The organism is Streptomyces plumbidurans (genome assembly GCF_019857225.1).
GTDB lineage: Bacteria > Actinomycetota > Actinomycetes > Streptomycetales > Streptomycetaceae > Streptomyces > Streptomyces plumbidurans.
This window is the reverse complement of sequence record NZ_JAFJSY010000022.1, coordinates 72,052-83,121: the sequence shown is the minus strand read 5'-3', so window position 1 is coordinate 83,121 and position 11,070 is coordinate 72,052. Positions and strand designations below refer to the sequence as shown.

The window sequence follows — 11,070 nt, the reverse complement described above, 5'->3', positions numbered from 1 at the left end:
GTGCGGGCCGCGCTGCGCCGGCCCGTCGAGGCGGGCGGCGAGGAGCAGCACCCGGCCCGCCGCCGCTCGGAGCCGCTCGTGCTGGCCTCCGGCAACCTCGGCCTGGTCTCCTTCCCGGACGTGCCGCACCGGATGAGCAAGGAGGAGATCGACGCCCGCCACCCGGCGCTGCTGACGACGCTCGCCAACCACCCCGGCATCGGCTTCCTGCTGGTGCGCAGCGAGAAGCACGGCGGGGTGGTGCTGGGCGCCCACGGCGCCGAGATACCGCTCGACGCGCTCGACGACAGGACGGGCCCGCTGGCCGTGTTCGGGCCGGGCGCGGCCGACGCCGTGCGCCGTACGCACTCCTTCGCGCACACCGCCGACATCATGGTCAACTCCGCGCACGACCCGGCCGACGGCGAAGTCCTCGCCTTCGAGGAGCAGATCGGCTCGCACGGCGGGCTCGGCGGCGCCCAGGGCAGGCCCTTCCTGCTCTCCCCGCTCGCGTTCTCCGAGCCGGCCGAGGACGGCCTCGACCTGGTCGGCGCCGAGCAGCTGCACCGCGTGCTGCGCCGCTGGCTGCGCGAGTCCAACGGCCCCCAGGTGCCGCTGACCACTCAGCCCGAGGAGCGGGCCGCGTGAAAATCGGCTGCGCCGGCTGATCCGTACGCACACACTGTCCGTATCGGACATCGCGCACCTGCGCGCCCTTCTCGACCCTCCTGGAGCCGCTGCGTGCAGGCAGCCGTCACCGTCACCCCCGCCCGTATACCGGAGCTGCTGCTCGGTCTCGCGACCGTGCGGCCGGTCTTCATCTGGGGCGCCCCCGGCATCGGAAAGTCCTCCCTCGTCCGGGAGTTCGCCGCATCGCTGGGACTGGAGTGCGTGAGCCTGCTCGGTACCCAGCTCGCGCCGGAGGACCTGATCGGCGTCCCGCAGATCCGCGAGGGGCGGTCCGTTTTCTGTCCGCCGGAGGCCATCGCCCGCGACGAGCCGTACTGCCTGTTCCTGGACGAGCTGAACGCCGCAACGCCGGACGTGCAGAAGGCCTTCTACTCGCTGATCCTCGACCGCCGCATCGGCACCTACGAGCTGCCGAAGGGCTCCATCGTCATCGGCGCCGGCAACCGCTCCACGGACAACGCCCTCGCGCGACCCATCGCCTCCGCCCTCGTCAACCGCCTCGCCCACGTCCATCTGCAGGCGTCCGCGAAGGACTGGCTGACCTGGGCCGCGAACAACGACATCCACCCGTGGATCCTGGAACACCTCACCGACCGGCCCGACCACCTGTGGTCCAAACCGCCGAAGACCGAGGAGCCCTTCTCCACGCCCCGCTCCTGGCACATGCTCTCCGACGCGCTGCACTCCTTCGGCCAAGGCCTCGACGAGGAGACGCTGAAGGTCCTCGCCCACGGCACGCTCACACCGGCGCACGCCACCGCGTTCTGCGGCTACGTCAAGATCGTGCGCAGCCGCTTCGGCATCGAGGCCGTCATCAAGGGCGACGCCCGCTGGCCCAACCGCCCGGAGGACCGCGACCTGCTCTACTACCTCGCCGAGTCCTTCCGCGGCCGCCTGATCAAGGAACTCCCGGTCAGCAAGGAGCACATGTCGGCGAACGGCCGGCAGACCGCGTACCGCGCCAAGTCGCTGCTGGTGCAGCTCGCCGAGATCTCCGTCGAGGTCGCCCAGACCGTCATCGCCTCCGACGCCGACGGCAACCCCGTACTGCCCTCGTGGTTCCTCATCGAGGCCGCCCGGGACATGCCGCGCCTGGTGGAGGCGCGCCGATGAGCCGCACCCGCGGCAAGGGGGAGAAGAAGCGGGACCTCGCGGCCGAGGCGTTCGCCGAGGGGATGAAGCTGGTGCGGGCCAACCCGGCGCTGGCCGCCGTCGAGTTCGGCATCTGCGGGCAGGAGGAGTGCCGGGCCGCGCCGCGCGACGGGCTCGTCGTCGTCGACTCCGACGCCGACCTGCACATCCACCGCAAGCGCCTGGCCGACCCCGGCGCCTGGGCCTGGGCGATCGCCCACGCCGTGCTGCACCTCGGCTTCGGGCACGTCCCGGCGGCGAAGGGCGCGCGCACCCAGCCGGACCGGTTCGACCTCGCCGCCCGCTGCGTCGTCGTCAACCGCTTCCTGCTCACCTTCAGCATCGGCACCACCCCCGACGACCTGCCCGGCTCCTATCCGGACGGCGACGAGGAGCAACTCGCCGCGCGCTGGCGGCGCGACGGGCTCCCGGCCGTCTACGAACGCTGCGGCACGGCGGGCCCCGAGCCCGACCAGCTGCTGGTGCCGTATACGGACTGGCTGGGCCAACCCCCGGACCACCAGCTGGCGTTCGCCACCGCGCTGACCCGCACGGTCTCCGCGGCGATGGACATGGCGGGCGGCCGCCGCGACTCCCTCAGCGGCGAACTCGCCCCGCTGCGCCCCTGGGAGCGGGCGCTGAGCTGGTTCATCTCCTCCTACCCGCTGCTCGGCGGCATCGCGGCCGGTATCGAGCTCGTCGCCGACGCCGAACTCACCCGCGCCCACGGCATCTCCGTCGCCGCGGTGAACCCGCAGGCCGGCGAGATCTACGTCAACCCGCTGCGCGGCTTCGAGGAGGAGGAATGGCGGTTCATCCTCGCCCACGAGATGCTGCACGCCGCCCTGCGCCACGGCGACCGCTGCGGCGCCCGCGACCCGTATCTGTTCAACATCGCCTGCGACTACGTCATCAACGGCTGGCTGTGCGAGATGCAGATCGGCACGATGCCCGAAGGACTGCTGCACGACCCGGAGTTGAAGGGCCTGTCCGCCGAGGAGGTCCACGACCGCATCGCCGGCGACCTGCGCCGGATGCGCCGCCTGTCCACGCTGCGTGGCAAGGGCCTCGGTGACGTCCTCGGCGCCCCGCTCGGCAGCCCCCGCGACCACGTCGACCTCGACGAGTTCTACCGCCGGGGCCTGGCCCAGGGCCTGGACCTGCACCAGCGCCAGGAGCGCGGCTTCCTGCCCGGCGGCCTGGTGGAGGAGATCCGCGCCCTCAGCCATCCGCCGCTGCCCTGGGACGCGCAACTGGCCCGCTGGTTCGACGAGTTCGTGCCCCGCCCGGAGCCCGTCCGGTCCTACGCCCGCCCCTCGCGCCGCCAGTCCTCCACCCCCGACATCCCGCGAGCGGGCCGGTACTTCCCGCCCGAGGAGATCGCCCGCTGCACCTTCGGCGTGGTCCTGGACACCTCCGGCTCCATGAACCGCACCCTGCTCGGCAAGGCGCTGGGTGCCATCGCCTCCTACGCCGAGGCCCGTGACGTACCGGCCGCCCGCGTCGTCTTCTGCGACGCGGCCCCGCACGACGCGGGCTATGTGCCGGTCACCGAGATCGCCGGGCGGGTGCGCGTGCACGGCCGCGGCGGCACGGTTTTGCAGCCCGGCATCGACCTGCTGCACCGCGCGGACGACTTCCCGCCGGGCGCACCGGTCCTGGTGATCACCGACGGCTGGTGCGACGTGCTGCGGGTGCGCCGTGAGCACGCGTATCTGATCCCGCAGGGGGCACGGCTGCCGTTCACCGCCCGTGGGCCGGTCTTCCGGGTGAGCTGAGAGCAAATGTGATCGGATGGTGCACAGGGCCCCAGCCCAGGGGACCGCGTCGAAAGGATTCATCGTGGCTACCACGCGCACCGCACACACCGAGTGGGAAGGCAATCTGCTCGAGGGCAACGGCGTCGTCACCTTCGACTCCTCCGGCATCGGCCAGCAGCCGGTGACGTGGGCGTCGCGGGCACAGGAGGCGAACGGGAGGACCAGCCCCGAGGAGCTGATCGCCGCCGCCCACTCCAGCTGCTTCTCCATGGCGCTGTCGCACGCCCTCGCGGGTGCGGGCACCCCGCCCACCAAGCTGATCACCAACGCCGACGTCACGTTCCAGCCCGGCGAGGGCATCACCGGTATCCACCTCACGGTCGAGGGCACGGTGCCGGGCCTGGACAACGACGGCTTCGTCGCCGCGGCCGAGGACGCGAAGAAGAACTGCCCGGTCAGCCAGGCCCTCACCGGGACGCCGATCACCCTGTCGGCGAAGCTCGCCTGACGCTGCACTTCCCTCAGATGCCGCGCCCGGAAAACGGGCGCGGCATTGACATTCCTGCACTCAAGTTTTGTGCTGGAGTCTGGGAAGTGCCCTGGCGGAAGGGGACCGAAATGGCACGCGCGGTCGGGATCGATCTCGGGACCACGAACTCCGTGGTGGCCGTCCTGGAAGGCGGTGAACCGACGGTCGTCGCCAACGCGGAGGGGGCCAGGACGACTCCGTCGGTCGTGGCCTTCGCCAAGAACGGGGAGGTGCTGGTCGGGGAGGTCGCCAAACGGCAGGCCGTGACGAACGTGGAGCGGACCGCACGCTCGGTGAAACGCCACATGGGGGACACGAACTGGCGCTTCCCGGACCAGGGCGCCATCGACGGCACGCGCTACCGCGCACAGGAACTGTCCGCGCGCGTGCTGCAGAAGCTCAAGCGGGACGCCGAGTCCTACCTCGGCGAGGACGTCACCGACGCGGTGATCACCGTCCCCGCCTACTTCGACGACGCGCAGCGGCAGGCGACCAAGGAGGCCGGGGAGATCGCGGGCCTGAAGGTCCTGCGGATCATCAACGAGCCGACCGCCGCCGCCCTCGCCTACGGCCTGGACCGCGGCGAGGAGCAGACCGTGCTGGTCTTCGACCTCGGCGGCGGCACCTTCGACGTCTCGCTGCTGGAGATCGGCGACGGCGTCATCGAGGTCAAGGCCACCAACGGCGACACCCACCTCGGCGGCGACGACTGGGACCAGCGCATCGTCGAGCACCTGGTGAAGAAGTTCCAGGGGCAGAACGGCATCGACCTCGGCAAGGACAAGATGGCCCTGCAGCGGCTGCGCGAGGGCGCCGAGAAGGCCAAGATCGAGCTGTCCAGCTCCTCCGAGACCACGATCAACCTCCCCTACATCACCGCCTCCGCCGAGGGGCCGCTGCACCTCGACGAGAAGCTGACCCGCGCCCAGTTCCAGGAGCTCACCGCCGACCTCCTCGACCGCTGCAAGACCCCCTTCCACCAGGCGGTCAAGGACGCCGGCATCAAGCTCGCCGCGGTCGACCACGTGATCCTCGTCGGCGGCTCGACCCGGATGCCCGCGGTCACCGACCTGGTCAAGGAACTCACCGGCAAGGACCCGCACAAGGGCGTCAACCCCGACGAGGTCGTGGCCGTCGGCGCGGCCCTGCAGGCCGGCGTGATCCGCGGCGACGTCAAGGACGTCCTGCTGCTCGACGTCACCCCGCTGTCCCTGGGCATCGAGACCAAGGGCGGCATCATGACGAAGCTGATCGAGCGCAACACCACGATCCCCACCCGGCGTTCGGAGATCTTCACGACGGCCACGGACAACCAGCCCTCGGTGGGCATCCAGGTCTACCAGGGGGAGCGGGAGATCGCCGCGTACAACAAGAAGCTCGGCGTCTTCGACCTGACGGGGCTGCCGCCCGCCCCGCGCGGGGTGCCGCAGATCGAGGTCGCGTTCGACATCGACGCCAACGGCATCATGCACGTCTCCGCCAAGGACATGGCGACCGGCCGCGAGCAGAAGATGACGGTGACCGGCGGCTCCGCCCTGCCCAAGGACGACATCGACCGCATGATGCGGGAGGCCGAGCAGTACGCGGAGGAGGACCGGCAGCGGCGCGAGGCCGCCGAGACCCGCAACCAGGCCGAGCAACTCGTCTACCAGACCGAGAAGTTCCTCCGGGACAACGAGGACCGCATCCCCGCCGACACCAGGACGGAGGTGCAGGAGGCGGCCACCGAACTCAAGGGCCTGCTGGAGCACGACGCCGGCACCGCCGAACTGCGCACCGGCGTGGAGAAACTGGCTTCCGTCAGCCAGAAGATGGGTCAGGCCATGTACGCCCAGGCCGACCAGCCCCCGGCGGACGGCGGCACCGAACAGCACACCTCACCGCAGGACGAGGAGGGCGTGGTCGACGCCGAGATCGTCGACGAGGACCGCGACGCCAAGGGCGGCGCCGCCTGAAGTCCCGAGACCCGCGATCAGCAACGCGAAGGAGATGTACGGCAGTACGCCCCCGCCAGTGCCGTCATGGGCGCGCTCCTGTACGAACGGTCGGCAGCGCCGCGCAGACGGCGTCCAGGACGCATGCGTACGGCGTGCCGAAGTCGGTGAGCCGGGACCGCAGTTGTTCAAGTCCCGCGCGGTGGACGGTGAGCAGGTCCGTGTTGCCGGTGCGGGCGGTGAACTCCAGCACCGCCGGCAGGAAGTCGGGCAGCTCCTCGCCGGTGAACTCGAGGCCCGCGGCCCGGTAGATGTCCTTGAAGCGCACCAGCGACATGCCGCGTCGCCGGGTGTCGCCGTCGGTCCACCGGCTCAGATAGAGGCTGTGGCGGTTCTTGAAGTCGAAGACCTGCACATAGTGCGCGGCCAGCTCCTGGGCGGGGGTGACGGCGGCGTGGTCCGTGAACTCCCGCAGCTGCGGGGCCGCTTCGCGCAGCAGCGGCAGCCGGGCGCGGAAGTCGTCGTCGGGGTAGGTCAGGCAGAGCGCGGCGGCCTGGTACAGCACGGCGTCCGAGGGCATCAGGCCTCCTTCGCTTCGTCTCCCTTGCTCACTCCTGTGCTACGACGCTAGGGGTGAGCCGGGTACGGCACCTGTTCACCGCGCCCGTTCGGGTCAGGGCAAGGCGGGCCGGGTGGGCCGGGTGGGCCGGGTTCAGAAGGTCTCGCGGTACTCCAGCAGGATCTTCTTGGTGCGCCGCGCCGACGCCGCCCGCGCCGTCATGTGGTCGAGGACCTCCAGATGCGCGGAGACCTCGGCGCGCGAGTCCAGGTACAGGGCGCCGGTCAGATACTCGGTGAACACCATGTCGGGCAGCTCGGGCTCCCCGAAGCGGAACAGCGTGAACGGCGCGTACGTCCCCGGGTGCGGGCCGTCCGCGAACTCGGCGATCTGCAGGGTGACGCCGTCCCGCTCGCTGACGTCCAGGAGCTTGTCCAGCTGGTCGCGCATCACCTCGCCACGGATGCTCACCGGCCGCCGCAGGACCGTTTCATCCATGATCACCCACAGGTGCGGCGGATCCGGGCGCTCGATCAGCTGCTGCCGGGTCATCCGCAGCGACACATGACGATCGATGGTCTCCGGGCCCGTCTGCCCTATCGTGCCCGCCTCCATCACGGCACGCGCGTACTCCTCGGTCTGCAGCAGGCCGGGCACGAAGTGCGGCTCGTAGCAGCGGATCAGGGTGGCGGCGCCCTCCAGGCTCACATACAGGCTGAACCAGTCCGGCAGCACATCGTGGAACCGCTGCCACCAGCCCGGCTGGTTCGCCTCCTCGGCGAGCGCGACGAACGCGGCCGCCTCGTCGTCCGGGACGCCGTACGTCTCGAGCAGCACCTGCACGTACGGGATCTTCAGGGCGACCTCGGCCATCTCCATCCGCCGAACGGTCGCCGGGGCCACGCGCAGGACGCGTGCGGCCTCCTCGCGTTTGAGGTCGGCCGCCTCCCGCAGCTCCTGCAGGCGCTTTCCGAGCACCACTTGCCCCACAGTGGGCGCGGGACGCCGCTCACTCACGCCACGCCTCCCCTACGCACCGAAGTAGACCGCGAAGAAGTGTGCCATGTCCCGCGGCGGATCCCACAGGCGCGGTCGCGAGGCGCTGCTCACACGCGCCCGTCGACGGGACGACGGCGACCGTGCGCGCCGGGCGTTGCCCCTGGGGTGATCGACCCGCCGGGCCGCGCGCGCGACCGTGGTGGGACCGGGTTCCGGGGCGGCGCAGTCCGGTCCGGAACCCGGTCCCAGCTGTCGCGACGCGACCTCGGCGGAGGGTGATCCGCCATGTCCGCAACCCAGTTCACCGCGCTCGCCCGCACCGGCGAGCCGCACACCGCACGGCGCCGCTTCCTCGCCCTCGACGCGGTGGTCACCGGCGTGAACGGCCTGGCCCACCTCGCCGCGTCCGGGCCGCTTGGCCGGTTTCTCGGCTCGCCCTCGACGACCGGCACGCTGAAGGCCCGTCAGGACATCAGCGAGTGAAGGTACTTGACCGTCGCCGGGTCGGCCGGGAGCAGCGTCTCGATGGCCAGCTCGGCGACGGTCACGTCCATCGGGGTGTTGAACGTGGAGATGGACGAGATGAACGACAGCACCCGGCCCTCGTGCTCGATCTGCATCGGCAGCGCGAAGTAGGGGACGGGCTCGGGCGGTTCCTCGTCCGCGGCCGTTTCAGGCACCGGGTAGGCCGCGACCTCCTCGTACAGCGCCCGCAGCGGTTCGGAGCGGTACAGCCCGATCTGGCGCTCCATCTGCGCGAGCAGATGACCCCGCCACTCGCGCAGATTGCGGATGCGCGGCGCCAGCCCCTCCGGGTGCAGGGTCAGCCGCATCACGTTCAGCGGCGGCTGCAGCAGGTGCTCCGCCACGCCGTCCATCAGCATCACGACGCCCCGGTTCGCCGCGACCACGTCGTACATCGCGTCGACGACCAGTGCCGGGTAGGGCTCGTAGCCCTGGATGAGACGCTCCATGCCCTCGCGCAGGGTGTCCAGCCGCGGCGAGTCCAGCGGGGTCTCCGGATAGTGCGGGGCGTAACCGGCCGCCAGCAGCAGGGCGTTGCGCTCGCGCACGGGCACGTCCAGATGCTCGGCCAGCCTGAGCACCATTTCCTCGCTCGGCCGGGAACGGCCCGTCTCGATGAAGCTGATGTGCCGGGCGGAGGAGTCGGCGCGCAGCGCCAGCTCCAGCTGGCTCACCCGCCGCCGCTCCCGCCAGGCCCGCAGCAGCGGACCGACGCCCTTGTCGGCGGCGGCCGCCGGGGCGGCCGAGGGGGCGGAGCGTCTGGCGGCGGCAGTGGTCATACGTACGACGGTAGTCGAGTACGCCGCCCGGGCGGAGGTGGATTTCGCCGGGGGCGCGGAGCCGGCGCCCGGCCCGCGCCGCAGGTGTCGGCCCCGTCGCCCCGGGCACCCTTCCGACCAGCACCGTGGTCACTCGTCTGTGGCAGCCTTGAGGGGTACCCGCCGTCCGGAAGGAGCGAGGTCATGGCCGTCGAACCGCTGTCGCAGAAGGAGATCGAGGACCGGCTCGCCGAACTGCCCGGCTGGTCGCTCGACGGCGACCGCCTCACGCGTCACTACCGCCTGGGCTCGCACTTCGCGGCGACGGCGATGGTCGTCCACATCGCCCAGGTGCAGGAGGAGCTGGACCACCACTCCGACCTCACCCTCGGCTACAACACGCTCGACCTGTCCGTGCACACGCACAGCGCGGGCGGCGCCGTCACCGAGAAGGACTTCGAGCTGGCGCGGAAGGTGGAGGCGCTCGCCCCCGGCCACGGGGCCCAGTGACGCCGTGCTCGACTACGACAAGGAGGCCGCCGCCTACGACGCCAGCCGCGGCGGCGAGAAGCGCGCCGAGGCGGCCGCCGGCGCCGTCCTCGGGCTGATCCCCGTGAACGCCGGGCGGCTGCTCGACCTCGCCTGCGGCACCGGCATCGTCACCCGCCGGCTCGCCGCCGCCCGCCCCGGCCTGCGGGTGACGGGCGCCGATCTGACGTACGGCATGGCCCGGATGGCGGCCGCACGGCTGCCCGGCGCGATCGTGCTGGCCGACAGCCGCCGGCTGCCTTTCGCCGACGCCACCTTCGACGCCGTCACCAGCGTGTGGCTGCTGCACCTCCTCGACGACGCCCACGACGTACGGGGCGTCGTCGCCGAGTGCGCCCGGGTGCTGCGGCCCGGCGGGGTGTATGTCACCACCGTCGACAAGGCCGCCGCGCACGACGTGGGCAGCGACATCGACGAGGTGCTGGCCGGGCGCCCGCGCCGGGCCGCGCGCGACGCCGCGGCACTCGTCGAGTCGTACGCCGTGCGGTGCGGGCTGCTGCCCGCCGCGCCCGCCCGCTTCCTCGGCCACGGCCAGGGGCGCAGCCCCCGGGGCACCGCGGCGGACCTCGGGCGCGGCTGGTTCACGATGCTGCCGCCCGGCGACCCGCTGACCGAGCGGTTCGCCGCCGGTCTCGCGGCCCTCCCGGACCAGGACCGGCCGCGCGCCGACCCCGTCTTCAGCCTGCGGTCCTTCAGGAAGCCCGCCGGGTGAAGTCCATGATCCAGTTGGTCAGCCAGCTCGCGCCGCCGTCGGTGGAGAACGCCTGTTCCCAGCGGGCTGCGGCGGGGGAGAGGCCCGACCAGACGTAGCGCACACGCACGTCCTTGCCGTCGTGCATGTCGTCGCCGTAGAACTCTCCTCGGTCCCCGTCGAAGCGGCCGACGACCGGCGGGAACAGCTGTCCGCTGCGGCTGTTGGACCAGCTCAGCGACCACTCCTCGCGCTCGGTGTCGAACAGCCGCAGCGTCAGCCCCTTCGCGCCCAGGTGCGGCATGTCGATCTCGTCGATGTTCGCGGCACCGTCGAACAGCGGCCGGCACCAGGCTGTGGCGGGGAACTCCTCCCAGCCGCTGTCCGGGTCGAGGAAGTCGGTCCTGCGACGGTTGGCGACCTGCCACTCGCCGTGCAGGAAGTCGAAGTCGTGCGGGCCGCTCATCGGCGCTCTCCAGTGATTCCTTCGGGCAGGGTGTCGGTCAAGTAGGCGTCGAGGTCCGGGACTTCGGGCACGAGCATGTGCCGTACCCAGGCGTCCCGCTCGTGCTGGAGCGGCGGCAGCTCGAAGACGCAGCCGATCCAGGGCAGTTCGGGCCTGACGAAGTTGGTCGGGTCGTGGTCGGGACAGCCGACGACCGGCTGGCCCGCGGCCGCGTTGGCGTAGTGCAGGACGTTGTCCCACACCCAGCTGTAGGCGTTGACGTAGGCGCCGTCGTCGTTTCCCCGGTGAACGACGACGAACGTCACCGGTGGCGTCCCGTCCGGCTCCGGCAGCAGCTCGGGCAGGATCGCGTACGCCGCCTTCGCCACGTCGGGCGCGATGCCGGCGGGGTCCGCGGTGACGTGGTAGCGCTTGATGTGCCGGCCGCCGACCTCGATGGGCGGCGGCACGGTCAGGAACTTCTCCGCAAAGGCCATGAGGTGACGCTAGGGGCGCTTCAC

Annotated in this window: 12 protein-coding genes and 1 pseudogene; 8 read left to right on the top strand and 5 right to left on the bottom strand. The window is 71.6% G+C overall.

The window, feature by feature from the left end; translation table 11 throughout:
• The 5 genes and pseudogenes from JYK17_RS16930 to dnaK form a co-directional block, all read left to right on the top strand.
• A pseudogene (locus tag JYK17_RS16930) lies at positions 1 to 627 on the top strand (hypothetical protein); the annotation flags it as partial.
• 93 nt (positions 628 to 720) lie between these two features.
• Positions 721 to 1,782, top strand: a complete 1,062-nt coding sequence (locus JYK17_RS16925) for an ATP-binding protein (RefSeq protein WP_108006312.1) — start codon at positions 721 to 723, stop codon at positions 1,780 to 1,782.
• The gene (locus JYK17_RS16920; protein ID WP_222810654.1) at positions 1,779 to 3,578 is read left to right on the top strand and encodes a vWA domain-containing protein; all 1,800 of its coding nucleotides are present in this window, start codon (positions 1,779 to 1,781) and stop codon (positions 3,576 to 3,578) included. The genes JYK17_RS16925 and JYK17_RS16920 overlap by 4 nt, the downstream gene beginning before the upstream one ends.
• A 64-nt stretch (positions 3,579 to 3,642) precedes the next feature.
• Positions 3,643 to 4,068, top strand: coding sequence for an OsmC family protein (locus tag JYK17_RS16915; RefSeq protein WP_108006308.1), 426 nt, complete (start codon positions 3,643 to 3,645; stop codon positions 4,066 to 4,068).
• Positions 4,069 to 4,178: 110 nt separating this feature from the next.
• Positions 4,179 to 6,044, top strand: coding sequence for a molecular chaperone DnaK (dnaK, locus tag JYK17_RS16910; protein ID WP_108006306.1), 1,866 nt, complete (start codon positions 4,179 to 4,181; stop codon positions 6,042 to 6,044).
• 64 nt (positions 6,045 to 6,108) lie between these two features.
• Here dnaK and narJ read toward each other — a convergent pair whose 3' ends face one another.
• Together narJ and JYK17_RS16900 are read right to left on the bottom strand one after the other, a co-directional pair.
• Positions 6,109 to 6,603, bottom strand: coding sequence for a nitrate reductase molybdenum cofactor assembly chaperone (gene narJ / locus JYK17_RS16905; protein ID WP_108006304.1), 495 nt, complete (start codon positions 6,601 to 6,603; stop codon positions 6,109 to 6,111).
• Between the two features lie 132 nt (positions 6,604 to 6,735).
• Positions 6,736 to 7,599, bottom strand: coding sequence for a Sco1979 family transcriptional regulator (locus tag JYK17_RS16900; protein WP_108006302.1), 864 nt, complete (start codon positions 7,597 to 7,599; stop codon positions 6,736 to 6,738).
• A 267-nt stretch (positions 7,600 to 7,866) separates the two neighbouring features.
• Here JYK17_RS16900 and JYK17_RS16895 point away from each other — a divergent pair, with 267 nt between their 5' ends.
• Positions 7,867 to 8,064, top strand: a complete 198-nt coding sequence (locus JYK17_RS16895) for a hypothetical protein (protein ID WP_222810657.1) — start codon at positions 7,867 to 7,869, stop codon at positions 8,062 to 8,064.
• Here the strand turns inward: JYK17_RS16895 and JYK17_RS16890 are convergent.
• Positions 8,046 to 8,885, bottom strand: coding sequence for a helix-turn-helix domain-containing protein (locus tag JYK17_RS16890; RefSeq protein WP_222810653.1), 840 nt, complete (start codon positions 8,883 to 8,885; stop codon positions 8,046 to 8,048). The two genes, JYK17_RS16895 and JYK17_RS16890, sit on opposite strands and share 19 nt — an antisense overlap.
• A 183-nt stretch (positions 8,886 to 9,068) precedes the next feature.
• Between JYK17_RS16890 and JYK17_RS16885 the strand changes: the two genes are divergently transcribed.
• Both JYK17_RS16885 and JYK17_RS16880 read left to right on the top strand, forming a co-directional pair.
• A complete protein-coding gene (locus tag JYK17_RS16885; protein ID WP_108006298.1) occupies positions 9,069 to 9,374 on the top strand; it encodes a 4a-hydroxytetrahydrobiopterin dehydratase in 306 nt (101 codons plus the stop codon).
• A 4-nt stretch (positions 9,375 to 9,378) separates the two neighbouring features.
• A complete protein-coding gene (locus tag JYK17_RS16880; RefSeq protein WP_108006296.1) occupies positions 9,379 to 10,125 on the top strand; it encodes a class I SAM-dependent methyltransferase in 747 nt (248 codons plus the stop codon).
• On the opposite strand, the gene JYK17_RS16875 is transcribed toward JYK17_RS16880, so the two are convergent.
• Positions 10,106 to 10,570, bottom strand: a complete 465-nt coding sequence (locus tag JYK17_RS16875) for a hypothetical protein (protein WP_108006294.1) — start codon at positions 10,568 to 10,570, stop codon at positions 10,106 to 10,108. The two genes, JYK17_RS16880 and JYK17_RS16875, sit on opposite strands and share 20 nt — an antisense overlap.
• The gene (locus tag JYK17_RS16870; protein ID WP_222810652.1) at positions 10,567 to 11,046 is read right to left on the bottom strand and encodes a hypothetical protein; all 480 of its coding nucleotides are present in this window, start codon (positions 11,044 to 11,046) and stop codon (positions 10,567 to 10,569) included. Before JYK17_RS16870 ends, JYK17_RS16875 begins: the two co-directional genes overlap by 4 nt.
• Positions 11,047 to 11,070: the final 24 nt, after the last annotated feature.